Here is a 25,524-nt window from a genome sequence, read left to right as displayed (position 1 = left end):
CTCCGGACGGCCGCTCTCCGGCGAGCGGACAGGTGACGCCCGGTCCGCACGGCCTGGGACCTGGACCGGGTCCGGCGCATCCGCGTCGGCGCTCCGTGGAACGGCCGGGCGGGCCGCCGTCCAAGGGCGCTCGTGGGAAGCTCGGCGCCCGGTCCCGGGACCGCGGGGGAACCCGCCGGGCGTCGGCCGGTCCGTGCGGTGACCGGCGCGACCGTGTCAGGGAGCGCGCCAGATGTTGTCGAAGGCCGCGTTCTCGATGCGCCGCCGCTGCCGCACGGCCTCCAGCTCCGTCACCGCGTTGTTGACGGTGGCCAGCACGGTGACCAGGGCGTCGTCGTCCGGCGCGATGAGCGGGGCGCCCGGCTCCGCCTCGATGCCCACGGCGGCCGCGAGCCCGGCGATGACCGGGTCGCGGGAGGCCCAGCGCTCGGCCGCCGCGCGCCGCGCCGGAGTGTCGGCGGGCGTCTTCCGGTCGCCGCGCGCGGGCATCCAGCGGTGCCGCCGACCGGTGAGCTGCCCCTCCGCGTCCAGGGCGTCGATGTAGGCCACGGCCAGGCCCTCGCCGCGGCGCCACAGCCAGTCCTCGACGGACTCGTGCGGCGACTCCTTCAGTGACGCCGCCGCACGGTCCAGCAGGCGGTCCCCGGTGTCCCGCCGGGGGAGCGGCACGATGCGGTCGCCGTCCAGTCCGGCGGCCCCGGCGGCGAGCAGGTCGACCAGTTCGGCGCCCGCCAGCGCGAGCGACAGGTCGCCCTGCTCGACGGGACGCTCGGACGGCACGTCCATGCTGATCAGCAACAGGTCCCGGGGTGTGGTCATGCCGGCGCTCCTGGTCGGGGTGGTCATGTCGGGCACGGGAACACCCCCGACCATACGTCCGCGAGGAGCCGCCGGCCCGGTGCCGCGACCGGTGTCCTGCCGCGCGGCCGGTGTCCGGCCGGCCGGAGGGGAATCCGGCCGGCCGGCCGGCGCTACTGCAACCGCCACTTCTGGTTGGCCGCGCCGGTGCACGACCAGATCTGCGCACGGGCGCCGTTGGCCGAGGAGTTGTCGGTCACGTCCAGGCACTTGTCGGCGGCGAGGTTCACCACGTCACCGGTCGAGGCGTTGTACGACCACTGCTGGGCCCCGCTGCCGTTGCAGTCGTAGAGCTGCACCTTCGCCCCGTTGGCGGTCGACGCCGACGTCACGTCCAGGCACTTGCCCAGCGCCCGCACCGACCCGTCCGGCTGGACCGTCCACTGCTGGGCCGCGCTGGAGTTGCAGTCGTAGAGCTGGACCGCCGTGCCGTTCGCCGACGAACCGCCCGCCACGTCCAGGCACTTGCCCGCGAGCCCGACGAACGCGCCCGATTTGCTCCCGCCGCCCGACTGCGTCCCGGACCAGGTGAAGGTCGCCGAGGTCCGGCCCGGCAGCGAGTAGGTGGCGTGCTGCGAGCCCCAGTTGACCGTGACGGTCTTCGCGGTGGTGGAGTCGTTGTAGGCGATCAGGGCCTTGCCGCCGTCCGGGTTGCGCCAGGCCACGTTCGGCACCGCCGAGGAGGCGGTGGACGCGATCCGCTGCGCACCCGGCCGTACGAACTTCGTCAGGTGCCCCATGTCGTAGTACTCGACCGTGTAGTCGACCTGCCCCGACCGGCCATCGCCGTTGTGCACGGTGATCAGCCCGGTGCAGGTGCCGCAACCGCCGTTGTGCGGACCCATGCTCTGGTCCACCGCCAGCGACCACTTGGTCACCGACTTCGCCCAGTTCCGGGTGTAGTCCACGATGTTGAGCATGTCCTCGCGTTGCTGGTGCCCGATCCAGGTGCCGCCCGAGTGCTCGGTGGCGAAGGCGTCCAGCTGCGGATAGCGGTTGTGCACGGTGGTCTGCTGGGCGACGTCACCGCCGTAGCCGTGCCAGGCGATGCCGCCGAAGTTCGGATGCGCGCGGACGGCCGCGTCGTCCACCGTCTGGGCGGCGTAGGAGTCGTAGGTGTCCCAGTTCCAGTCGTGCGCCAGCACCTTGGTGGACAGGCCCGCGGCCTGGAGCTTGGGCAGCAGCTCGCTCTTGGTGAAGTAGGCGAGCCCGCTGGCGTTCCAGCTCATCGAGGGGTAGCCGGAGCAGCAGGTGGGCTCGTTCTGCGCGGTCACGTAGGACACCGGGACGCCCTGGTCCCGGTAGGCCTGGAGGTACTTCACGAAGTACGTGGCGTACGCCCCGTAGTCCTCCGCCTTCAGCCAGCCGCCGTTGAGCTGCCCGCTGTCCTTCATCCAGGCGGGCGCGGTCCAGGGCGAGGCCATCACCGTGAGCGCCGGGTTGAGCTGGAGCGCCTGCCGGGTCAGCGGCACCACGTCGGCCAGATCGTGGGCGATGGAGAACTTCGCGAGCGACGGGTCGCTCTGCCCGGCCGGCACGTCGTCGTAGGTGTAGCCGTTGCGGGCCAGGTCGGAGGCGCCCATCGGGTTGCGCAGGAAGGAGAGTCCGATCCCGTCGGTGGGGGAGAACAGCTTCCGCATGGTCGCGTCCCGGGTCGACTGCGACAGCGCGCCGCTGCTGTTCATCAGCCAGGCGGCGGTGTCGGTGAAGGAGGCGCCGCCGCCGGTGAAGGTCTGGTAGCGGGTGTTCTCGTCGACGGTGATGTTCTCACCGCCGCCTCCGGTGCCGGACTGGAAGGCGAACGGCGTCTGCGGTTCGAGGCCGCGTACCACGTGCCGCCCGCCGGAGTCGTCGGTCGTGGTGAGCCAGGCGGTGACGGGCTCACCCGCCGCGTGCGCGGCCGGGGCGCCCAGGGCCGTCAGGCCCGCCGTGGACAGCAGTCCGGCGAGCAGCAGCCGCAGCCCGCGGCCGCGTCTGTCGAGAAAGGGATGCATCGGGGTGCCGCCCTTCGTGAGGTGGGGGATGGGGCGTGCGAGCGGTGAGTAAATGACGGCTTCGGGGCCGAGTCAAGAGGGTGCGCGTTCAGGAGCCGAAGCGACAACCTCCTTGATCCGGCCGTGAGTTGGCAATCCCCTCAGTCCGGCGTGAAGTCTTGACGGCAGTGGCCGGACGCTAGTTCACTCAAGCCGTGATCTAAGTCGTGAGTGAATCATGAGCCTGGGGAAGTCCCAGAGCCGAGGGAAGGTCCGTCCATGCGAAGAACCGCCCTGCTCGTCTCCGCCGGCCTGCTCGCCGCGCTGATCCCGCTGACGTCGGCACACGCGGCCGGCGACCCGGGGCCCGCCCCCGTGTCCGTCGACCGCTTCGAGGGCGAGGTGCCCTTCGCCGCCCAGCCCGCCGAGGGCATCTTCACCTGGGGCGGCGACAGCGACGATCCGCCCACGTTGCGGTTCGCCGACCGCGCCGACGCGCCCGAGGGCGCCAAGGTCCTCTCCGGCACGTACGACATCAGCGGCTACGGCGGCTTCACCCACGACTTCGCGGCCGCCCTGCCGGCCCACGACTGGTCCGCCCACCAGGGCATCCGGTTCTGGTGGGAGGGCCAGAACAACGGCAGGAAGATCGCCTTCGAGATCAAGGACGGCGGTGCGCACGGCGAGGCGTCCGAGCTGTGGACGACATCCTTCACCGACGACTTCACCGGCTGGAAGCAGATCGAGCTGCCCTTCGGCGACTTCACCTATCGCACGGACTACCAGCCGGTCGGCGGGATCGACCACGTCCTCGGCCTCACCGGGATGTGGGGCTACGCCGTCACCCTGCCGACCGGCGTCAAGGGCCGGTTCGCCATGGACGACGTGCAGTTGTACGGCAGGGCCGACCAGTCGGCGCGCGCCTCCGTCACCACCGACGCGCCGGTCTACCCGGTCACCGCGGGCGGCACGGCGGCCGTGAAGGTCACCGTCGCCACCACCGGCGCCGCCCCGCTCGACGAGCCGGTGACGGTCGCCTACCGCACCGGCACCGGCACCGCCGAGTCCGGCAAGGACTACACCCCGGTCTCCGGCACCCTCACCTTCCCCGCGGGCACCGCCTCCGGCACCTCCCGCACCCTCAAGGTCACCACCGTCAAGGCCAAGGCCGCGAAGGCCGCCGGGACGATCCCGCTCCAGCTCACCGTCACCGGCGCCAAGGCCCCCGCCGAGGCCCCGCAGATCGTCGTCGACGCGCACGGGCTGCCGTACCTCGACAGCAAGCTGCCGGTGCGCAAGCGGGTCGCGGACCTGGTCGCCAGGATGTCCCTGGAGGAGAAGGCCGGGCAGATGACCCAGGCCGAGCGCGGGGCGATGACCGCGCCGGGCGACATCGCCGCCTACGACCTCGGCTCCCTGCTGTCCGGCGGCGGCTCGACCCCGACGCCCAACACGCCGCAGGCCTGGGCGAAGATGATCGACGACTTCCAGCTGCGCACCCGGGCCACCCGCTTCCAGATCCCGCTGATCTACGGCGTGGACGCGGTGCACGGCCACAACAACCTGGCCGGTGCCACGGTCATGCCGCACAACATCGGCATCGGCGCCGCCCGCGACCCGCGGCTGGCCGAGAAGACCGGCGCGGTGACGGCGAGCGAGGTCCGCGCCACCGGCATCCAGTGGGACTTCGCGCCCTGCCTGTGCGTCACCCGCGACGAACGCTGGGGCCGCTCCTACGAGTCCTTCGGCGAGGACCCGGCCCTGGTGGACTCCATGGAGACCGTCATCCAGGGCCTTCAGGGACGCGCGGACGGGCGTGACCTGAGCCGCGGCGACAAGGTGCTGGCCACCGCCAAGCACTTCGTCGGCGACGGCGGCACCCTGTACGGCTCCTCCACCACCGGCAGCTACCCGATCGACCAGGGCGTCACCAGGGTCACCCGGCAGCAGCTGGAGGACATCCACCTGGCGCCGTACCGGACGGCCGTGGCCCGGGGCATCGGCTCGGTCATGCCCTCGTACTCCTCGCTGGACATCGTCGGCGACGGTCAGGGCCCGGTGAAGATGCACGCCCGCGGCGACATGATCAACGGCGTGCTCAAGGACCGCATGGGCTTCGACGGCTTCGTCATCAGCGACTGGGCCGCCATCGACCAGCTCCCCGGCAACGCCGCCGCGCAGGTCCGCACGTCGGTCAACGCCGGCCTGGACATGATCATGGTGCCGTACGCGTACCAGGACTTCCGGGCGAACCTGATCGCCGAGGTGAAGGCGGGCCGGATCAGCGTCGAGCGGATCGACGACGCGGTCTCCCGGATCCTCACCAAGAAGTTCGAACTGGGGCTGTTCGAGCACCCCTGGGCCGACACCTCCGGCGCCTCCCGAATCGGCTCCGCCGACCACCGCGCCGTCGCCCGGCAGGCCGCCGCCGAGTCCCAGGTGCTGCTGAAGAACAAGGGCGGCCTGCTGCCGCTGAAGAAGAAGGCCAAGGTCTACGTGGCCGGGTCCAACGCCGACGACCTCGGCAACCAGACCGGCGGCTGGACCATCACCTGGCAGGGCGAGTCCGGCACCCACACCCAGGGCACGACGATCCTCCAGGCCGTGCGCAGGGCGGGCGGGAACGTCACCTACTCCAAGGACGCCTCGGCGCCCACGTCCGGTCACGACGTCGGGGTGGTCGTCGTCGGCGAGACCCCGTACGCCGAGGGCGTGGGCGACGTCGGCAACGGCCACGACCTCCAGCTCCCGGCCGCCGACCGGGCCGCCGTGGACAAGGTGTGCGCGGCCATGAAGTGCGTGGTGCTGGTCGTCTCCGGGCGCCCGCAGCTCATCGGCGACCGGCTCGGGAAGATCGACGCCCTCGTCGCCTCCTGGCTGCCGGGAACCGAGGGCGACGGCGTGGCCGACGTGCTCTACGGCACCCGGCCCTTCACCGGGCAGCTCCCGGTGACCTGGCCGAAGTCGCAGGAGCAGCTCCCGATCAACGTGGGCGACACGGCGTACGACCCGCAGTTCCCGTACGGCTGGGGCCTGACCACGCTCGGCGGTGTCCCGGCGGGCGGCACGGCGACGCTCAAGGCGCTGGGCCTGGCGGCGCGGGCGGCCGAACGGGTCGGCGCCGACACGGTGGGCCGCGAGCTGGTCACCAAGGCCCGGTTGATCGTCCAGCAGAAGGCGGACGGGCGGATGAGCGCGGCGGTGGCGAAGCCCTTCGCCGACGCGGATCACCTGCTGCTGACGGGACGGTACGGAGCGGCGGTGGATCAGCTCACGAAGGCCTACTCGGCAGCGTGAGCCGAAAACAGGGGGCGTCTCGCGCGGGTGCGCGGGACGCCCTCTTCCTCTTCCCAGAGAGACCGGTTTGTCCTTATTCCGGTAACTTCGAAGCATGAAGGCCGTCGCCCCGACCCGAGCCCTTCTCCGCCCCCTCCTCGCCCTCGGGGCCGCCGTCGTGGTCGCGGCCCCGACCTCCGCCGTGGCAGAGGTCACCACGGGTGCGAGGACGGTGCCGCCCGCTGCCGCCGGGCCCATGGCGGCCCCGGTCGTGAACGTCCGGCCCGACGCGGGCGGCGTGCCGCGGGTCGCGGCGGTGACCAGTGTCTCCACGATCGCCCGGGCGCTTCGCAGGAGTCCGGTCTATGTCGATCCGGCCGCGTCCGCACAGCTCTCGCGCGCCGACGCCGCCGCGCTCACCCGGCGGATCAAGGACGCCGGGAAGCCCCTGTTCATCGCCGTACTGCCGGCGGACTACCCGACACGGAACCTGTTCACCGAGCTGCGCACGGCCACCGGCGTCACCGGTGCCTACGCCGTCCGCCTCGGGGACAGGTTCGACGCCCGCGCGGACTCCTCGGTGCTGCCGCGCACCGCCGTGGGCAACCTGGTCACCAGCGTCCAGGGCGAGAGCGCCAGGACCCAGCTCACCGACTTCACCGACCGGGCCCTGACCGGCATGCGCGGCTCGGCGCCCTCCACCTGGGGTGACACCGGGCACCGCGGCACGGTCCCGAACACGGCGCTGATCACCGCCGCAGCGGTCCTGGTGGCGGGCGGCGTGGGAGCGTACGCCCTGGCCAGGCGCGGCAGGAGCCGTCGGGAGGCGGAGCAGCGGGCCGCGCTGGAGAAGCTGCGGGTCGTCGTCGACGAGGACATCACCGCCTTCGGCGAGGAACTGGACCGCCTCGACTTCCATCCGGCGGAGACCGGCGCGGACGACGCCATGCGCGCCGACTACGAGCGCGCGCTGGACGCCTACGAACAGGCCAAGCAGAACATGGCCGCCGCCCGCAGGCCCGAGGACGTGCGTGCGGTGACCCAGGCCCTGGAGGACGGGCGGTTCTCGCTCGCCCAGCTCGCCGCGCGCCGCGAGGGCCGTCCGCTGCCCGAGCGCCGTCCGCCCTGCTTCTTCGACCCGCGCCACGGCCCGTCGGTCACCGACGCCGCCTGGACGCCGCCGGGCGGGTCACCCCGTGAGGTCCCGGTGTGCGCGGCCGACCAGGCGCGCCTGGCCGACGGGCGCGACCCGCGTGTGCGCGAGGTCGACACCGACCGGGGCCGCCGTCCCTACTGGGACGCCGGTCCCGCGTACGGCCCCTGGGCGGGCGGCTACTTCGGCGGCGGCCTCCTGCCCGGCCTCCTGGTCGGCACGCTGCTCGGCAGCGTGATGGCCACCCCGTCGTACGCGGCCGACTACGGCACCGGCTACGGCGACTTCGGCGCGTACGGCGGTTACCAGGGCGGCGACCTGTCGGGCGCGGACTTCGACCCCGGTGACTTCAGCGGCGGCTTCGGCGACGGCGGGGGAGGCGACTTCGGCGGCGGAGGCGACTTCGGTGGGGGAGGCGGCGACTTCGGGGGCGGGTTCTGAGCGGGCTCAGGCGTTCTTGACGGCCGAGATGTCGAAGCTCAGCTTGATCTTGTCGGACACCAGGACACCGCCGGTCTCCAGGGCCGCGTTCCAGGTCAGGCCCCACTCCGAGCGCAGGATCTCGGCCTTGCCCTCGAAACCGACGCGCTCGTTGCCGAACGGGTCCTTCGCGGCGCCGTTGAACTCGAGGTCGATGGTGAGCGGCTTGGTGACACCGAGGATGGTCAGGTCACCGGTGATGCGGTAGTCGTCGCCGCCCAGGGCCTCCGCCTTGGTGGAGCGGAAGGTCATCTGCGGGAACTCCTCGGTCTTGAAGAAGTCCGCGCTCTTCAGGTGGCCGTCGCGGTCCGCGGAGCCCGTGTCGATGCTGTCCATCGTGACGTCGATGGAGGCGGTCGAGCCGGCCGGGTCGGTGCCGTCCAGGTGCAGCGCGCCGGTGAAGTCGTTGAACTTGCCCTTGACGTTCGTGACCATGGCGTGCCGCGCGACGAAGCCGAGCGTGGTGTGCGACGGGTCGATCGTGTACTCGCCGGTGAGCGCGGCCAGGTCCGGGTTCACGGCGGCGGGGGCGGCGGCGGTGGTGGCGGCGGCGTCGTTCTTGCGGCCGAAGATGCCCATGAGGTGCTCCTTGAGGACGGTGGGTCGCTCGGCGCGGAGGGAGGAGAGCGCCGAGTAAGTTGAAGATTCAACGAGGTGAACGGTTACGACCGTAGACCTATTCCGTTCGACTTTCAACATCATCCGGTACGTGTTCACGGAATGGCGCACAGTAATCGCTCACGCCCTCTGGCGGACGCGCGTAGACCTCGGGCACTATCTCCCTGCACCACCTGCACAGCCGCCCCACAGGACGCACGGCCGACAGCAGGAAGGTTCCCCCTATGAAGACCACGAAGGTCAGCAAGCTCACCAAGGCCCGCGCGGCGGTCACCGCCCTCGCCCTCGTCGTCGCCCCCGGTGTCGCGGTCATCGGCACGGCCACCGAGGCCTCCGCCGCCACCAAGATCAGCCACGCCACCGCGACCCAGATGTTCCGCGACGTGGGCATCACCTGGTCCTCCTCCGGCAACTGCTCCGACCGCAACGTCTCCACCTGCACGTCCTTCGACCAGCTCAACCTGGACACCGCGAAGGGGGCGCAGACCCTCAAGAAGGCCAGTGGCTGCGCGCTCAACATCACCGGCGGCACCGAGACCGGCCATGCCTCCGGCACCTACTCCCACTGGAACGGCTACAAGCTCGACTACGGCAAGAACACCTGCGTGACCAACTACATCAAGAACTACTTCGCCTACATCGGCCTGCGCGGCGACGGCGCCCCCCAGTACCAGTCGGGCTCCGGCAACATCTACGCCGACGAGGGCAACCACTGGGACGTCCTGTACTACAACTGCGGCGGCTGCTGACCCGGCGCCGCCGTGCCCCGGACGGCGGCTAGGCTCTGCGTGGGCCGCCGCCGTCCGGGTCTGCGCGTCACTCCAGTGAGGGCATGTGCCCCATCCGAATGTGAGCAGGCTCGCACGCCCTGACTTTGTGGCAACTCCACAACGCGGAAGCCCTCTGAGCAGTTGGAAGGGCTGCAAGCCGCCAAGGTTCTGTTCAGTGGCACCAGGAAAACGGGTCGGAGACTGTACGGAGTCAACGGCCCGCTTTCCCAGGTGTCCTTCGTAAGGTCGCTACATGACCGTTTTGGAAGAGACGACGGGTGAGCCGGCGGACGCGCGCGGCCGGGTCGCCGAACTGCACGGGATCCGTGCGCAGGCGGTGGCGGGCCCCAGCGAGAAGGCGACCGCGGCACAGCACGCCAAGGGCAAGCTGACCGCGCGGGAGCGGATCGAACTGCTCCTGGACCCGGGCTCCTTCCAGGAGGTCGAGCAGCTGCGCCGGCACCGGGCGAGCGGATTCGGCCTGGAGGCCAAGAAGCCGTACACCGACGGTGTCATCACCGGCTGGGGCACGGTGGAGGGCCGGACGGTCTTCGTCTACGCCCATGACTTCCGCATCTTCGGCGGCGCGCTGGGCGAGGCCCACGCCACGAAGATCCACAAGATCATGGACATGGCCATCGCGGCCGGTGCCCCGCTGGTCTCCCTCAACGACGGCGCCGGCGCCCGGATCCAGGAGGGCGTCTCCGCCCTCGCCGGCTACGGCGGCATCTTCCAGCGCAACACCAAGGCCTCCGGGGTCATCCCGCAGATCAGCGTGATGCTGGGCCCGTGCGCCGGCGGCGCCGCCTACAGCCCGGCGCTCACGGACTTCGTGTTCATGGTCCGCGAGACCTCGCAGATGTTCATCACCGGCCCGGACGTCGTCAAGGCGGTCACCGGCGAGGAGATCACCCAGAACGGCCTCGGCGGCGCGGACGTGCACGCCGAGACCTCCGGTGTGTGCCACTTCGCCTACGACGACGAGGAGACGTGCATCGCCGAGGTGCGCTACCTCCTGTCCCTGCTCCCGCAGAACAACCGGGAGAACCCGCCGCGGGTGGAGTCGACCGACTCGGTCGACCGCCGCTCCGACGTCCTGCTCGACCTGGTCCCGGCCGACGGCAACCGGCCGTACGACATGACCAAGGTCATCGAGGAGATCGTCGACGACGGCGAGTACCTGGAGGTCCACGAGCGCTGGGCGCGCAACATCATCTGCGCGATGGCCCGCCTCGACGGCCAGGTCGTCGGCATCATCGCCAACCAGCCGCAGGTCCTGGCCGGTGTCCTGGACATCGAGGCCAGCGAGAAGGCCGCCCGCTTCGTGCAGATGTGCGACGCCTTCAACATCCCGATCGTCACTCTTCTGGACGTACCCGGCTTCCTGCCCGGCGTCGACCAGGAGCACGGTGGAATCATCCGGCACGGCGCCAAGCTCCTCTACGCCTACTGCAACGCCACCGTGCCGAGGATCTCCCTGATCCTGCGCAAGGCGTACGGAGGTGCCTACATCGTCATGGACAGCCAGTCGATCGGCGCCGACCTCACCTACGCCTGGCCGACGAACGAGATCGCCGTGATGGGCGCCGAGGGCGCGGCCAACGTCATCTTCCGCCGTCAGATCGCCGGGGCCGAGGACCCCGAGGCCATGCGGCAGAAGATGGTCAAGGAGTACAAGGCCGAGCTGATGCACCCCTACTACGCGGCCGAGCGCGGCCTGGTCGACGACGTCATCGACCCGGCGGAAACCCGCGAGGTCCTGGCCAAGTCCCTGGCGATGCTGCACTCCAAGCACGCCGACCTGCCCTCCCGCAAGCACGGCAACCCCCCGCAGTAACCCAGCGGACGTGCCGCGGCCATCCCGCGGACCCCTCAGCCACGGAGACTGACACCCATGGACAACGTTGACATCCGCGTCGAGAAGGGCCATGCCGAGCCCGAGGAAGTGGCCGCCATCACGGCCCTCCTCCTGGCCCGGGCCGCGGCCCGCCCCGCCGACACGACCCCGGCCCACCGCGGTCGCCCCAAGGCCGGCTGGCGCCGCCTGGAGCGCGAGAACGGCTTCCGCGCCCCGCACAGCTGGCACGGCTAGACCGGCCGCCGGCCCAGCCGGCCGCGCATGACGAAAGAGGGCCCCTCCACCTGGAGGGGCCCTCTTCCGTTTCCGTCGTCCTCGCGCCCGCCGGGCACAAAAGCAGGCGGCCCTTCCCTTGCGGGAGGGCCGCCTGCTCGTTCGTCCCGAGTGTCGCCGAGTGCTACCGCAGCCGGGCCATGAGGGCGTGTTCCACCAGGGTGATGAGGGTGGATTTGGCGTCGGCGCGGTGGCGTGCGTCGGTGATGATGATCGGTGCGTCGGGGCCGATCTGGAGGGCTTCGCGGACTTCGTCGGGGTTGTAGGGCTGCTGGCCGTCGAAGCCGTTGAGGGCGATGACGAAGGGCAGTCCGCTGTTCTCGAAGTAGTCGACGGCGGGGAAGCAGTCGGCGAGCCTGCGGGTGTCGACGAGGACGACGGCGCCGATGGCGCCGCGGACGAGGTCGTCCCACATGAACCAGAAGCGGTCCTGGCCGGGGGTGCCGAACAGGTAGAGGATCAGGTCCTGGTCGAGCGTGATGCGGCCGAAGTCCATGGCCACCGTGGTGGTGGTCTTGTCCCCGGTGTGGGTGAGGTCGTCGATGCCCGCCGAAGCGGACGTCATGACGGCCTCCGTGCGCAGCGGGTTGATCTCCGAGACGGCGCCGACGAACGTGGTTTTGCCCACGCCGAAGCCGCCCGCCACCACGATCTTCGCGGAGGTGGTGGAGCGGGAAGGACCGCCGCTAGAGCTTGCGAAGTCCACTGAGCACCCTTTCGAGCAGTGTCACGTCTGGCTGGCCACCGGCGTTCTCGTCGCCGCCGGGCTGATGGATGGCGACCAGGCCCGCCTCCGCCAAGTCGGCGACGAGGATCCTGGCCACGCCGAGAGGGATCGAAAGCAGGGCCGAGACCTCGGCCACCGATTTGATCTCGCGGCACAAATGGCAGATCCGCTGATGTTCGGGCAACTGGCCCTGCATCTGGTGCGGCTGCGCGGTGGTGTGCACCAGCGCCTCTATGGCGAGCTGGTACCGCGGCCTGGTGCGGCCGCCCGTCATGGCGTACGGGCGCACCAGGGGGTTGTTCGACGCCCCCGCGGGCGCCGGTTCAGGGGTGCGTGGCTGCGGCTGCACCGGCTGGATACGCGGCGCGGGCGGCTGGTCGTACGGAGACGGACCGGGACCCTGCGGCGTGTATGGCTGCCGGTGGTGGGGGGTGGAGGGAAAACCGTACCGGTTCGCCGAACCGTCGCCCGCGCCCTGTGCGGGGCCGTACGACCAGTTGCCCGAAGACGAACCGCCTGGGAGTGTTGCCACGTTCTCTCCTCCTCCGACTGTGCCGGGCCCCCACGGGGTGGGAGCCGCGTCCCGAAACCTTACGGCCCCGGGACGCCAAAAAGCACCGTCTGTCTGTTAGTTGAGAAGGCTCCCCTGGAGTTCCGCCCGGAGGTCCGGCGTCAGGACCGTGCCCGCGCGGTCCACCAGAAGGGCCATCTCGTACCCGATGAGACCGATGTCCGCATCCGGGTGCGCGAGAACCGCGAGCGAAGAACCGTCGGAGATGGACATGATGAACATGAATCCCCGCTCCATCTCCACAACCGTCTGGTTCACGCTGCCGCCCTCGAAGATGCGCGAGGCACCGGCGGTCAGCGAGGTCAGACCGGAGGCGACAGCCGCGAGCTGGTCGGCGCGGTCGCGGGGGAACCCTTCGGACATCGCCAGAAGGAGTCCGTCGGCGGAGACCACCACGGTGTGGGACACCCCAGGGGTGTTGTCCACGAAGTTGGTGATCAACCAGTTCAGGTTCTGTGCCGCCTGGCTCATCGGGCTCACACTAACGCTCCTGGTTGTAGGTGCTGTCAGGACCACTGTGTTCATTTCTTGTGGCCTGACCGTTCTTGTCAATTCCTGCACTGCGTCCTCGTTGGACGCCCTGGCGCAGGTTGCTCAGCCTGCCCCGGATGTCCTCGGGGGCGCGGGAGACCTGTGGGCCTCCCTGCGGGGTTGATTCCGCGGTGCCCTCGACCAGGTTGGCCTTGGGCACGCGCCGTGGCAGTCCGGAGGAGGTCACCCCGCCTGCCTTGGGCTTGCGAACCTGCGAGGCCTGCTGCCAGCGTTTGTCGTTCGCTGAATGCCAGCCGTCACCGTTGCCCGCCGGAGTACCGTTCGGAGCTTCCTGGTTCACGGGCCCCGCGCCGTTCGAACCGTTCGCGACGGTTCCGCGGCGCGGCAGCCCGGCGTCGGTCAGGTCGTGGGCGGCGGAAGGGGCCGGTCCCGGACGGTCGAAGCCTACGCGGTCCGCCTCGCCCGCGTCAGCGGCCTGCGCGGATTCCGCTTCCGGAGCGTACTCGTCCGGGTGGCCGTTCTGGTACCCGTCCTGCTGCGGCCAGCCGTCCTGGTAGGACTGCTCCTGGAAGCCGGCGTACGTCTCCGGCGCCGCGGCGTGCGCGGACGTGTGCTCCTGCTGCCCGGCTTCCGCATAGCCGGGGTCGGGGTAGCCGCCGTTGGACGAGTAGGCATCGCCCTGCGGCATGCCGGCGTCGGGCGCGAAGTACCCCTCGTCGTACGCCGGTACGCCCTGCTCGCCGTAGGCCGCGCGCTGCTGGTCGTACGCCGTGTGCTGCGGTTCCTGGTACGACGTCTGCTGGTCGTACCCGCCCTGCTCCGGGAAGGGAGCCTGTCCGCTGTCGTACAGCGGCTGCTGACCTGTGTGCTCGTCGGGGTACCCGGCCGGCTCCGGCGTCTCCGGGCCCGCCGGCCCGTCGTGCGTCTGGGCCTCCAGGGCGGCGCGGCGCTCCTCGCGCTTGAGGGAGCGGCCGACGGGGTCCAGCTCCCGGGAGTCGTCGGAGGCCTCGGCGTACCGGCTGTCGTCGAAGCCGAGCTCCGCGGCGGTGCGCATCGGCTGGGACGCGCCGAAGTCCTCGCCCTGGAACCCCTGCTCCGGGATGATCTGCGAGACGGTGAAGTCGTCGCGGTCCAGCGCCTGCTCGCCGCCACCCCCGTGGGTGATGGCGTCCGGCAGCATGACCAGCGAGGTGGTGCCGGCCTGCTCGCCGGAGGGGCGCAGCTGCACGCGGACGCCGTGCCGGTCGGCGAGTCGGCCGACCACGAACAGGCCCATGCGCTGGGAGATCGCCGCGTCCACCGTCGGCGGATTGGCCAGCTTGTGGTTGATGTCCGCGAAGTCCTCGGCGGTCAGGCCGATGCCCTTGTCGTGGATCTCGATCATGATCCGGCCGTCGGGCAGCCGGGTCGCGGTGACCCGGACCTTGGTCTGCGGCGAGGAGAACGTGGTGGCGTTCTCCAGCAGCTCGGCCAGCAGGTGCACGAGGTCGGTCACCGCGCGGCCGTGGATCTCGGCCTCGGGCACGCCGGACAGCTCGACGCGCTCGTACTGCTCCACCTCGGAGGAGGCGGCGCGCAGCACGTCGACCAGCGGGACCGGCTGGTCCCAGCGGCGGCCGGGCTCCTCGCCGGCGAGGACCAGGAGGTTCTCGCCGTTGCGGCGCATACGGGTCGCGAGGTGGTCCAGGCGGAAGAGGTTCTCCAGCTGGTCCGGGTCGGCCTCGTGGTTCTCCAGGTCGGTGATCAGGGTCAGCTGACCCTCGATCAGCGACTGGTTGCGGCGCGAGAGGTTGGTGAAGATCGCGTTGATGTTGCCCCGCAGCAGGGCCTGTTCGGAGGCGAGCCGGACGGCCTCGCGGTGCACCTGGTCGAAGGCGCGGGCGACTTCGCCGATCTCGTCGGTCGAGGTGATCGGGATCGGAGTGACCCGGGTGTCGACACGGCCGGGGTCGGTGCGCGAGAGCTGGTCGACCAGCATCGGCAGGCGCTGCTCGGCGATGCCGAAGGCGGCGTTGCGCAGCCGGCGCATGGAGCGGCTCATCTGGCGGGCCACCAGGGCGGCCAGGATGAACGCGGCCAGCAGGGCGACAACGACGATCGCACCGGTGATGAACGTCGACTTCTTGGCGTTGTCGGCGATCGTGGCCGCCTCGTTCACCGCGGTGTCGGCCATGTCCGACTCGATCTGGCGGTAGGCGTCGAACTTGAGGGTGTTGACGGCCCACCAGTTCTCGGGCGTGATGCCCCGCTGTGCCAGCGCCGCGCGCGCCGCCGGGTCCGTGCCGCTCAGCGTGGCCAGCGCGGTGACCATCTGGGTCGGATCCTGCGGCGGGGCCACGTAGTTCGGGTCCTTGGCCTTGGCCTGCTCGGCCAGGGCCGCGGCCTTCTCCTGGATCTCCTTCTTCAGCGCGTCCAGCTTGTCCGCGTCCTCCTGGGTGCCGCCGCCGATGTACTCCTCGACGGCGATGCCCTCCAGGTAGGCGTAGGACGACAGGGCGACGCGCTGGCCCGCCAGGTCGGTGGCGTCCGGGCCGGGCTTGATCAGCAGGTGCAGGCCGATCGAGCGCTCCAGGGACAGCGCGGCCTTGGTCAGCGAGATGGCGTAGACGGTACGGCCGTAGGAGGTGATGTTGCCGGTGCCCAGGCCGAGTTCGTTGGCGAACTCCATCAGCGGGTGGGCGACCTTGACGTAGCCCTCCTCGGTCTGCGCGCCGGGCAGCTTGGAGGTGAACGCCGCGGCCCGCAGCTTCTGCAGCTCGGGCTCGGTGTCGCGGAACAGCTTGAGCCGGCGCTCCAGACCGGCCTTGTGCGGCATGGACTGCGCGGCCTGGTCGAAGACGTCGGCCGCCTTGTCGGTCTGCCGGCGGGCCTCGGTGACGTCCGGGTCGTCCTGGCCCTTGCCCTGGAGCAGGGGGGCCGCGCTGACGTCGCGCTCGTGGTAGAGGGCGTCGGCGTAGGCCAGCGAGGCCTGCACCAGACGGGCGGTGTGTTCGGCGTCCTGGGCGTCCTGCCAGGTGTTGATGGAGCTGTTGACCTGGAAGCCGCCCATGACGAGGCCGACCAGTACGGGCAGGAGCAGGATCGCGTTCAGCCGGGTCGGCACCCGCCAGTTGCGCGGGGAGAAGCGGCCACCGCTCGCGGTGGTCGCGGCCGTCGGTTGTGAACCGGGCACGTGCGCGGGCGCCGCAGCACGCGGCGGCGGGGTGAAATTGCCCCGGGCCGACGGCTCGGGGCCGTTCTTGCTTCGCCTCACTCGACCAACAACCTCTCGGCGGTCGGCACCTACGTCGTGCCGCAGTGTCTCAGAACCTTGTCCGCCATCGACGGACCACTACCGGTGAGTACGTCTTTGGCCATGGGGTAGTTCAGGCATTCCAGCACGCCGACATGCGCACTTCCAAACAGCGGAAACGGGTGGTTCCGCGTGACACACGTCCCACATAAAACGGTCATAAACAACCAGCCCCGGCAAAAGTCCGGGGGATTGTGCGCGTAGCGGCATCGCATGTGCGCGACGCGTGGCCATACCACGCGATTCCTCTGCCGAAACGTTATGAACACCGGGGCCGACCGTGTCAATGGACCCGGTCGGCCCCGGTGTGTCTACGACAACTGCCGTATGGCGCTCCCCACTTGGGGGCTGCTTCTGGTGCCCCTGTTACCGCAGCCGGGCCATGAGGGCGTGTTCCACCAGGGTGATGAGGGTGGATTTGGCGTCGGCGCGGTGGCGTGCGTCGGTGATGATGATCGGTGCGTCGGGGCCGATCTGGAGGGCTTCGCGGACTTCGTCGGGGTTGTAGGGCTGCTGGCCGTCGAAGCCGTTGAGGGCGATGACGAAGGGCAGTCCGCTGTTCTCGAAGTAGTCGACGGCGGGGAAGCAGTCGGCGAGCCTGCGGGTGTCGACGAGGACGACGGCGCCGATGGCGCCGCGGACGAGGTCGTCCCACATGAACCAGAAGCGGTCCTGGCCGGGGGTGCCGAACAGGTAGAGGATCAGGTCCTGGTCGAGCGTGATGCGGCCGAAGTCCATGGCCACCGTGGTGGTGGTCTTGTCCCCGGTGTGGGTGAGGTCGTCGATGCCCGCCGAAGCGGACGTCATGACGGCCTCCGTGCGCAGCGGGTTGATCTCCGAGACGGCGCCGACGAACGTGGTTTTGCCCACGCCGAAGCCGCCCGCCACCACGATCTTCGCGGAGGTGGTCGCCCGACCCCCGTCAGAGCTTGCGAAGTCCACTGAGCACCCTTTCGAGCAGCGTCACATCCGGTGCGCCACCGTTGTTCTCGTCCCCGCCCGGCTGGTGGATGGCCACCAGGCCGGCCTCTGCGAGGTCCGCGACAAGGATCCTGGCCACGCCGAGCGGCATGGACAGGAGCGCCGAGACCTCCGCCACGGATTTCACCTCGCGGCACAGGTGGCAGATCCGCTGGTGCTCCGGTAGCAGTCCCATCAGCGCTGCCGGGTCGGCCGTCGTGCTGATCAGCGCCTCGATGGCGAGCTGGTAGCGCGGCCGGGTCCGGCCGCCGGTCATCGCATAGGGACGTACCAGCGGCTGGTCGCCCTCATCCCCGTACGGCTCAGCGTACGGATCATGAGAGGCGGGGGGCGGGGTCATGAATCCTCCGGGCGGGCGGGACAGCAAGTCGGTCAGTCAAGCCGTCTGACGGGGCCGGTGGGGGGATTGTGGCGGCCGGACGGTGATTTGGTGAGTTGGATGGTGCCGGAGCCGGTCAGTGCAGCAGACTGCCCTGTAGTTCGGCGCGCAGATCTGGCGTCAGGACCGCCCCCGCGCGGTCGACGAGCAGCGCCATCTCGTAGCCGACGAGGCCGATGTCGCACTCGGGGTGGGCCAGGACCGCCAGGGACGACCCGTCCGACACGGACATCAGGAAGAGGAAACCGCGCTCCATCTCGACGACCGTCTGCGACACACTGCCGCCCTCGAAGATCCGGGAGGCCCCGGCGGTCAGCGAGGTCAGGCCCGAGGCCACGGCCGCGAGCTGGTCGGCGCGGTCGCGGGGGAAGCCTTCGGACATCGCCAGTAGGAGTCCGTCGGCGGACACCACGACGGTGTGGGACACCCCGGGGGTGTTGTCCACGAAGTTGGTGATCAACCAGTTGAGGTTCTGTGCCGCCTGGCTCATCGGGCTCAACTAACGCTCCTGCTGGTGAGTGGGGCTGGGGGAACTGCCCGTCTGACCGTTGCCGGCCTGACGGCCCTGTGCGATGCCCCGACGGAGATTGGTCAGCCGGCCGCGTACGTCGTCGGGCGCACGCGAGACCTGCGGACCGCTCTGGTGCTGTTGCTGCTGAGCCGTGCCCGGGACGAGGTTGGCCCGGGGCACCCGGCGCGGCAGGCCGGAGGTGGTGACTCCGCCCGCGGCCGGCTGCCTGACGCGTTCGGCCTGCCGGACGAGTTCGTCGTTCGGCGAGGTGCGCCAGGCGGAGGCGGCGGGACGCTGGGGGGCCGCAGGAGTCTGCGGCTGTTGCTGCGGCTGCTGCGGCTGCTGAGGTGCGGCCTGGGCGGGAGCCGGTTCGCCGCCCTGCTGCTGCCGCTGTTCACCGCGGAACCAGTTGGTCTCCAGGGTGTCGAACAGCGGCGTACGGCCGTCACCGGGACCCGGGGCCGGCGGCAGGGCCCAGGCGTCGTCCGGCCGCTGCTGCGGGGCGCCCTGGTTGCCAGGCTCCGGGCGGGCGGGACGCTGCTGCGGCCGCTGGGCGGCCTGACCGCGCAGCCCGCCGAAGTCGGCGGGACCACCTTGGTGACCGTTCCGGCCGGGCGCGGCGTTGTGGTGACCGGGCTGGGCGAACTGGCCGGTGGAGCCGTTGTCGTGACCCGGCTGTGCGAACTGGCCCGTGTCGCCGTTGTTGTAGCCCTGCTGGGCGGCGAACTGGCCGGTGTCGCCGTTGTTGTAGCCCTGCTGGGCGGCGAACTGGCCCGTGTTGCCGTTGTTGTAGCCCTGCTGGGCGGCGAACTGGCCGGTGTCGCCGTTGTTGTAGCCCTGTTGAGCGGCGAACTGGCCCGTGTTGCCGTTGTCGTAACCCTGCTGGGCCGGGAACCGGCCCGTGTCGGCCGGGTCGTTCTGCCCGGACGGACCGTAGACGTCCGAGCGGACGAACTGGCCCGTGTTCTGGGAGCCGTCCATGCCCGGCTGCGGCGAGTCGAAGTCGGGGCGCGGGAACGCGGAGGTCTCCGCGGCGGAGCCGGGGCCCTGCCGGTCGTCGAAGCGGGGTATCTCGGCCGTCGCGCCGGGGCCCTGCCGGTCGTCGATCCGCGGCATCTGCGAGGTCTGCGCCGCGTCCTGCTCGTCGTGGCCGCGCGGTGCGTCCAGAGCGGCCCGGTGCTGAGCGTTCTCGTCGGCCCAACCCTGCGTACGGGACGGCCCGTTGCCGCCCGGCAGCTCGGCACGCGGGGCGCCGCGCGCCGGCAGCTGCGGCTGCCGGCCCGGCTCGCCGCCGTTTCCGCGCTGCGGGGGAACACCGCCGCGCGCGCCGCCGAAGGCGTCCTGGCGGTGTCCGTCGCCGAAGCCCTGCGGCTGCTGCTGGGCACCCGGGTGCCGTCCGTCGCCGAAGCCCTGGGGGGCGCCCGCGCCGGGACCCTGCTGGCCCTGCGGCCCGCCGGGTGCGTGGCCGAAGGCGCCTGCCATGCCCGACGCGCCCGGACGGCCCTGCTGCTGCGACTGCCCCGGACCCTGCTGCCCGCGCGCTCCGCCCGGAGCGCCCTGGCGGCCGGCACCGGGCAGCGCGGCCCGCGGGCCCTGACCACCACTGACCTGGCCGCGCGGAGCGGCTCCGGCACCGAGCCGGCCCGCCCCGCCCTGCTGACCACCCGCGCCGAGGGCGCCACCGCCCTGCTGACCGCCCTGACGGCGGGCCGCGGCGGCACCGGCGGCGGCGGCCGCGGCGGCGGGACCGCCCGCGCCCTGGCCACCGGGCTTGCCCCCGCCCGGCTTCTTGCCGCCCTGGGCGACGTCGACGGGCAGCATGACCAGCGCCGTCGTACCACCGGAGTCGGAGGGGCGCAGCTGGATGCGGATGCCGTGCCGCTGGGACAGACGACCGACCACGAACAGACCCATGCGGCGGGAGACCGAGACGTCCACGGTGGGCGGCGCGGCGAGCCGCTCGTTGATCGCGGCCAGGTCCTCCGGGGACAGGCCGATACCGGTGTCGTGGATCTCGATCAGCACCCGGCCGTCCGGCAGCGCGTGACCGGTGACCTTGACCTTGGTCTGCGGGGAGGAGAACGAGGTGGCGTTCTCCAGCAGCTCGGCCAGCAGGTGCACGAGGTCGTTGACCACGCGGCCGGCGACCTCGGTGCCGGGCACCGAGGCCAGCTCGATGCGCTCGTACTGCTCCACCTCGGACGCGGCGGCGCGGAGCACGTCGACCAGCGGGACCGGACGGGTCCAGCGGCGGCCGGGCTCCTCACCGGCGAGGACGAGGAGGTTCTCACCGTTACGGCGCATGCGCGTGGCGAGGTGGTCGAGCTTGAACAGCGAGGACAGCTGGTCCGGGTCGGCCTCGCGGGACTCGAGCTCGGAGATCAGCGAGAGCTGGCGCTGGATCAGACCCTGGGAGCGGCGCGAGAGGTTGGTGAACATCGCGTTGACGTTGCCCCGCAGCAGGGCCTGCTCGGCGGCGAGACGGACCGCCTCGCGGTGCACCTCGTCGAAGGCCGTGGCCACCTGGCCGATCTCGTCCCGGGAGTGCACACCGACCGACTCGACGGACGTGTCGACGTCCTGCGGGTCGGTCTCCGAGAGCTGGCGGACCAGCTCGGGCAGGCGTTCCTGGGCGACCTTGGTGGCGGTCTCCTGGAGCCGGTGCAGCGAGCGGATCATGGAGCGGGCCACGACGAAGGCGCCGACCAGCGACACGCCGAGCACGAGCAGGATCAGCGCACCGGAGACGATCGCGTCGTACTCGGTGGCGCTGCGCAGCTCGCGGGCCTTCTGTTCCATCTCCTCGAGCAGCGTGTGCTCGATCTTCTTCATCTGCTCGATCTTGGTCGAGCTGTCGTCCACCCAGTCGCGGTAGGACCGCTTGTTGGCCTGCTGCAGACCGTCGGGGTTGTCCAGGACGCGCTTGGCGTAGGTGTCCGCGGACAGAATCGTCGGGTTGCCCTCCGCGATGGGCTTGATGAGCTCCTCGGAGCCCTCCCCGTAGATGTTGCGGAAGCTGTTGAGGTCGGAGGTCTGACTCTCCAGCGCCTGCTGGGCGTAGAGGCGGTCGTTGTCCGAGAGGCTGCCGGAGTTGATGTTGTTGGCCGGCAGGGCGGCGGCGATGACCGCGCGCTGGACGGACGCGTACTCCTTGGCGGAGGAGAAGGCGGCCAGGGCACGCGTCCGCTGGATCATCTGCGGGTTGCTGGTCGCCTCGGCCATGTCCTGGGAGAGGGCGAGCAGCTCGGTGATGAGCCGGTGGTAGCTCTCGACCGTGCGGGCCGAGTTCTCCTTGGACGCGTACGCGTCCTTGCGGATCTTGCTGATGCTGTTGAGGTCGCTGGCCAGGCCGACCAGGGTGTCGCGGACACCGAGGAGGTTGCCGTCCTTGCTGGCGGCGTCGATCTCCTCGGACGCGGTCAGGAAGTTGGCGCGGGCGCGGTCGGTGCGGTCCCGGTAGCCCTTGATGGTGATGGCGCTCGCGGGCGAGGGGTTGGTCAGCGGGCCGGCGGACTGGTCGCGCTCCTCCTGGAGCGCGGCGGCCAGTTCGGTGGCCTGCTTGGTCATGACCGTCAGCAGCTTCATGTTGTCGAGCTGCTGGATGTCGTCCATGCTCTCGCTGATGCGGAGCCCACCGAGTGTGGTGGCGGCGGCCACGGGCAGCGTGAGCAGCGCCACCAGACGGGTGGAGATGCGCCAGTTGCGCAGTGCCATGCGCGAACCGGTGCTCACCGGGGTCTGGTTCGCGGACTGCTTGGCGGTCGAAGCCGGGCCCGGCTTCGACGCACCGGCCGGGCCGGTCGTGCCCGCGCGTCCGGTGCGCTCCGCGCCGTCGCCGCCCGGGGTCGGATTCTGGGCGTGCTGGGGCGAGGAACTGACGGCCATGGGGCCAGTCCCGCCGTGCGGCTCCGGCTCCGCCGAAGCGCTGCCATCCCTCTTGAAACGTCCCTGCACTAGCGTCGCAACCTCTGGACCAGGCGCCCCTCCGCGCGAACGGAAGGACGGTGTCGGCGTTGTGGGAAGGGCCCTGAGACGCACTTCCCGGATGGTCGTGAGTGACCGGCGCTGGTTCCCCCTTCTCACCGCCACCCGGCGCTGCGTTGCGCCCCCTGCGCGCCGGCTCGATCCTGCGGCGGTCCGTGGCATTCCAGCACAGTGGCGGATCTCCAACAAGGCATGTGGGCCTAGCTGTGACCTCCGTGACAGCCCGTGAGTGACGGATTACCTGCCGTCGAAAGTGATCTCCCGTATAGGGGACATTTCGCTACGTACCCGCGAGTCACTTCAGGTGTCCCGGTCGCCATGATCGGGAGCGGAATGATGGCTTCAGTGAGTCAATGTCCGATTCGACGATCAGAGGCGCAACTTTGAATCACCCGAATTGTCCATGGCTTCGTGAGCAAACTCACACCGACATCACGGGCTCTTCACACGTTCGGCCGGGAATTGAATGTTTAGCCTGACGCTTTACAGGGATGGCAAATCCGACAACCGGCGCCCGAACGTGGGGTCATGCGGACCTCCCCGGTGCCCGTAGACGACAAGGTCTCGTACAACCGTGAAGACGACGATGATGTTCCGCACCATAGCCAACCCCCGGCGCACGACGCTGATGCACCTCGAGGGAACCGAGACGTTGCGGACGCCGGAGCAGCCGGAGCACTCCGTCTCCCTTCCCGAGCAGACCGCCAACCCCCGGCGCACCGTCCTCATGGAGGCGCCCGTCGCGGCCGTCGCCGCGGAGTAGCGCGCGGTCCGGACACGGACGAAGGACCACGGGGCGTTCCGCATGCGGGACGCCCCGCCCTCATGCCCCGCACGCCGTGATCGCGCGAGGTCCGGGGCCCGGCCGCGTTAGCCTGGAGCGTCAGACTCCAGTCGTTTCAGTCAAGGGGCCAAGCAACCCGTGCGCATCGCCAGGTTCTCCATCGACGGGAACGTCGCCTTCGGCGCGGTCGAGGGCGACAAGCCGGACGAACTCGTCCTCGACATCATCAAGGGCATCCCGTTCGCGGACTTCGAGCTCTCCGGCACCCGGGTGCCGCTGAGCAAGGTACGGCTGCTGCCGCCGGTGCTCCCCAACAAGGTCGTGGCCTTCGGCCGCAACTACGCCGAGCACGCACGCGAGCTCGGCAACGAGGTGCCCGACGCCCCGTTCGCCTTCTTCAAGCCGTCCACCTCGGTGATCGGCCCCGGCGACCCGATCCAGTACCCCTCCTTCTCCCAGGAGCTGCACCACGAGGCCGAGCTGGCCGTGGTCATCGGCCGCATGTGCCGCGAGGTCCCGCGCGAGCGCGTCAAGGACGTGATCCTCGGCTACACCTGCGCCAACGACGTCACCGCCCGCGACGTGCAGCGGCGCGAGAAGCAGTGGGCCAGGGCCAAGGGCTTCGACACCTCCTGCCCGCTCGGCCCCTGGGTGGAGACGGACATCGACATCACCGCCGCGGCCGACCTGACCATCCAGCTCACCGTCAACGGCGAGCAGCGGCAGCTCGGCCGCACCAGCGAGATGATCCACCCGATCGAGGATCTGATCGTCAACATCTCCGAGGCCATGACGCTGCTCCCCGGCGACGTGATCCTCACGGGCACCCCGGCAGGGGTCGGCCCCCTCAACGTCGGCGACGAGGTCGCCGTCACCATCGAAGGCATCGGCACTCTCACCAACAAGGTTGTCAAGCGTGGCTAGCGCACCAGACTCCCCCTCCCCCAAGTCCCCGGCTCCGCTCGGACAGGGGGTACCCCCACGCGTACGTTTCTGCCCTTCCCCCACCGGTAACCCCCACGTGGGCCTGGTCCGCACCGCCCTGTTCAACTGGGCGTTCGCCCGGCACCACCAGGGGACGCTGGTCTTCCGCATCGAGGACACCGACGCGGCCCGCGACTCCGAGGAGTCCTACAACCAGCTCCTCGACGCGATGCGCTGGCTGGGCTTCGACTGGGACGAGGGTCCCGAGGTCGGCGGACCGCACGCGCCGTACCGGCAGTCGCAGCGCATGGACATCTACGCCGACGTCGCCCACAAGCTGCTCGACGCCGGCCATGCCTACCACTGCTACTGCTCCCAGGAGGAGCTGGACAGCCGCCGCGAGGCCGCCCGCGCGGCCGGCAAGCCGTCCGGCTACGACGGCCACTGCCGCGACCTGAGCGCCGCGCAGGTCGAGGAGTACAAGGCACAGGGCCGGGCGCCGATCGTCCGCTTCCGGATGCCCGACGAGACGATCACCTTCACGGACCTGGTCCGCGGCGAGATCACGTACCTCCCGGAGAACGTCCCGGACTACGGCATCGTCCGCGCCAACGGCGCCCCGCTGTACACGCTGGTCAACCCGGTCGACGACGCGCTGATGGAGATCACCCACATCCTGCGCGGCGAGGACCTGCTCTCCTCCACCCCGCGCCAGATCGCCCTGTACAAGGCGCTGATCGAACTGGGCGTCGCCAAGGACATCCCGGCCTTCGGCCACCTGCCGTACGTGATGGGCGAGGGCAACAAGAAGCTCTCCAAGCGCGACCCGCAGTCGTCGCTGAACCTCTACCGCGAGCGCGGCTTCCTGCCCGAGGGCCTGCTCAACTACCTCTCCCTGCTGGGCTGGTCGCTCTCGGCCGACCGGGACATCTTCTCCGTCGAGGAGATGGTCGCGGCCTTCGACATCGCGGACGTGAACCCCAACCCGGCCCGCTTCGACCTGAAGAAGTGCGAGGCGATCAACGCCGACCACATCCGCCTGCTCGAGGTGAAGGACTTCACCGAGCGCTGCGCGCCCTGGCTCAAGGCCCCCGTCGCGCCCTGGGCGCCGGAGGACTTCGACGAGGCCAAGTGGCAGGCGATCGCCCCGCAGGCGCAGACGCGTCTGAAGGTCCTGTCCGAGATCACGGACAACGTGGACTTCCTCTTCCTGCCCGAGCCCGTCTTCGACGAGCCGAGCTGGACCAAGGCGATGAAGGAGGGCTCCGACGCCCTGCTTCGCACCGCCCGGGAGAAGCTGGAGTCGGCCGACTGGACCTCCCCCGACTCCCTGAAGGAGGCCGTCCTGGCCGCCGGCGAGGCCCACGGCCTCAAGCTCGGCAAGGCCCAGGCCCCGGTCCGCGTCGCCGTCACCGGCCGCACGGTCGGCCTGCCCCTCTTCGAGTCCCTCGAAGTCCTGGGCAAGGAGAAGACGCTGACCCGCATCGACGCGGCGCTCACCAGGCTCGCGTCCGCGTAAGCACCGTGTGACACACACAGGGGCGGCAGCCGGTTCGGCTGCCGCCCCTGTCATATGAGGACGACCGCGGGCTGGTGGTGCCCGGTGCGGTGCGGGCCGGG

Annotated in this window: 19 protein-coding genes; 8 read left to right on the top strand and 11 right to left on the bottom strand. The window is 70.6% G+C overall.

Annotated elements, in window-relative coordinates; genetic code table 11:
* Positions 1-216 precede the first annotated feature (216 nt).
* Entirely contained in the window at positions 217-819 is a 603-nt protein-coding gene (locus tag ACIP4X_RS23920; RefSeq protein ID WP_391458260.1) for a GPP34 family phosphoprotein, read from the bottom strand.
* A gap of 152 nt (positions 820-971) precedes the next feature.
* Positions 972-2,852: a ricin-type beta-trefoil lectin domain protein gene (locus tag ACIP4X_RS23915; RefSeq protein ID WP_401350464.1), complete on the bottom strand. Its 1,881-nt coding sequence runs from the start codon at positions 2,850-2,852 to the stop codon at positions 972-974.
* Between the two features lie 258 nt (positions 2,853-3,110).
* Here ACIP4X_RS23915 and ACIP4X_RS23910 point away from each other — a divergent pair, with 258 nt between their 5' ends.
* Together ACIP4X_RS23910 and ACIP4X_RS23905 are read left to right on the top strand one after the other, a co-directional pair.
* Positions 3,111-6,128, top strand: coding sequence for a glycoside hydrolase family 3 N-terminal domain-containing protein (locus tag ACIP4X_RS23910; protein WP_391458265.1), 3,018 nt, complete (start codon positions 3,111-3,113; stop codon positions 6,126-6,128).
* Between the two features lie 235 nt (positions 6,129-6,363).
* Positions 6,364-7,701, top strand: coding sequence for a hypothetical protein (locus ACIP4X_RS23905; protein WP_401350556.1), 1,338 nt, complete (start codon positions 6,364-6,366; stop codon positions 7,699-7,701).
* Positions 7,702-7,707: 6 nt separating this feature from the next.
* On the opposite strand, the gene ACIP4X_RS23900 is transcribed toward ACIP4X_RS23905, so the two are convergent.
* The gene (locus ACIP4X_RS23900; protein ID WP_358735660.1) at positions 7,708-8,319 is read right to left on the bottom strand and encodes a YceI family protein; all 612 of its coding nucleotides are present in this window, start codon (positions 8,317-8,319) and stop codon (positions 7,708-7,710) included.
* Positions 8,320-8,582: 263 nt separating this feature from the next.
* Between ACIP4X_RS23900 and ACIP4X_RS23895 the strand changes: the two genes are divergently transcribed.
* From ACIP4X_RS23895 to ACIP4X_RS23885, 3 genes are all read left to right on the top strand, one after another.
* Positions 8,583-9,107, top strand: a complete 525-nt coding sequence (locus ACIP4X_RS23895) for a hypothetical protein (protein ID WP_358735658.1) — start codon at positions 8,583-8,585, stop codon at positions 9,105-9,107.
* 274 nt (positions 9,108-9,381) lie between these two features.
* Complete coding sequence (locus tag ACIP4X_RS23890) at positions 9,382-10,965, top strand: acyl-CoA carboxylase subunit beta (RefSeq protein ID WP_358735656.1); 1,584 nt, start codon at positions 9,382-9,384, stop codon at positions 10,963-10,965.
* Positions 10,966-11,022: 57 nt separating this feature from the next.
* Entirely contained in the window at positions 11,023-11,220 is a 198-nt protein-coding gene (locus ACIP4X_RS23885; RefSeq protein ID WP_358735654.1) for an acyl-CoA carboxylase epsilon subunit, read from the top strand.
* Between the two features lie 163 nt (positions 11,221-11,383).
* On the opposite strand, the gene ACIP4X_RS23880 is transcribed toward ACIP4X_RS23885, so the two are convergent.
* From ACIP4X_RS23880 to ACIP4X_RS23845, 8 genes are all read right to left on the bottom strand, one after another.
* Positions 11,384-11,965, bottom strand: a complete 582-nt coding sequence (locus ACIP4X_RS23880) for an ATP/GTP-binding protein (RefSeq protein ID WP_358735652.1) — start codon at positions 11,963-11,965, stop codon at positions 11,384-11,386.
* Positions 11,946-12,518 carry a DUF742 domain-containing protein gene (locus ACIP4X_RS23875; protein WP_358735650.1) on the bottom strand — a complete coding sequence of 191 codons (573 nt, stop codon included), beginning with the start codon at positions 12,516-12,518 and terminating at the stop codon, positions 11,946-11,948. The genes ACIP4X_RS23880 and ACIP4X_RS23875 overlap by 20 nt, the downstream gene beginning before the upstream one ends.
* Positions 12,519-12,614: 96 nt before the next feature.
* Entirely contained in the window at positions 12,615-13,028 is a 414-nt protein-coding gene (locus ACIP4X_RS23870) for a roadblock/LC7 domain-containing protein (protein ID WP_358735648.1), read from the bottom strand.
* Between the two features lie 10 nt (positions 13,029-13,038).
* Entirely contained in the window at positions 13,039-16,302 is a 3,264-nt protein-coding gene (locus tag ACIP4X_RS23865; protein WP_358735646.1) for a nitrate- and nitrite sensing domain-containing protein, read from the bottom strand.
* Positions 16,303-16,707: 405 nt separating this feature from the next.
* The gene (locus ACIP4X_RS23860) at positions 16,708-17,283 is read right to left on the bottom strand and encodes an ATP/GTP-binding protein (protein ID WP_358735645.1); all 576 of its coding nucleotides are present in this window, start codon (positions 17,281-17,283) and stop codon (positions 16,708-16,710) included.
* Positions 17,264-17,662, bottom strand: coding sequence for a DUF742 domain-containing protein (locus ACIP4X_RS23855; RefSeq protein ID WP_358735643.1), 399 nt, complete (start codon positions 17,660-17,662; stop codon positions 17,264-17,266). Before ACIP4X_RS23855 ends, ACIP4X_RS23860 begins: the two co-directional genes overlap by 20 nt.
* 115 nt (positions 17,663-17,777) lie before the next feature.
* Positions 17,778-18,191, bottom strand: coding sequence for a roadblock/LC7 domain-containing protein (locus ACIP4X_RS23850; protein ID WP_018544706.1), 414 nt, complete (start codon positions 18,189-18,191; stop codon positions 17,778-17,780).
* 9 nt (positions 18,192-18,200) lie between these two features.
* Positions 18,201-22,166 (bottom strand): nitrate- and nitrite sensing domain-containing protein, encoded by a 3,966-nt coding sequence (locus tag ACIP4X_RS23845; protein WP_401350454.1) that lies wholly within the window; start codon positions 22,164-22,166, stop codon positions 18,201-18,203.
* A 604-nt stretch (positions 22,167-22,770) separates the two neighbouring features.
* Between ACIP4X_RS23845 and ACIP4X_RS23840 the strand changes: the two genes are divergently transcribed.
* The 3 genes from ACIP4X_RS23840 (at position 22,771) to gltX (ending at position 25,423) form a co-directional block, all read left to right on the top strand.
* Positions 22,771-22,959, top strand: coding sequence for a hypothetical protein (locus ACIP4X_RS23840; RefSeq protein ID WP_358735640.1), 189 nt, complete (start codon positions 22,771-22,773; stop codon positions 22,957-22,959).
* Between the two features lie 159 nt (positions 22,960-23,118).
* Positions 23,119-23,904 carry a fumarylacetoacetate hydrolase family protein gene (locus ACIP4X_RS23835; RefSeq protein ID WP_358735638.1) on the top strand — a complete coding sequence of 262 codons (786 nt, stop codon included), beginning with the start codon at positions 23,119-23,121 and terminating at the stop codon, positions 23,902-23,904.
* Entirely contained in the window at positions 23,897-25,423 is a 1,527-nt protein-coding gene (gltX, locus tag ACIP4X_RS23830; protein WP_358735636.1) for a glutamate--tRNA ligase, read from the top strand. The genes ACIP4X_RS23835 and gltX overlap by 8 nt, the downstream gene beginning before the upstream one ends.
* The last annotated feature ends 101 nt before the right edge of the window (positions 25,424-25,524 follow it).

This window comes from Streptomyces sp. NPDC088817, assembly GCF_044750345.1.
Lineage (GTDB): Bacteria > Actinomycetota > Actinomycetes > Streptomycetales > Streptomycetaceae > Streptomyces.
The sequence above is the reverse complement of the archived record's forward strand: the minus strand, read 5'-3'. Positions and strand labels throughout refer to the sequence as shown.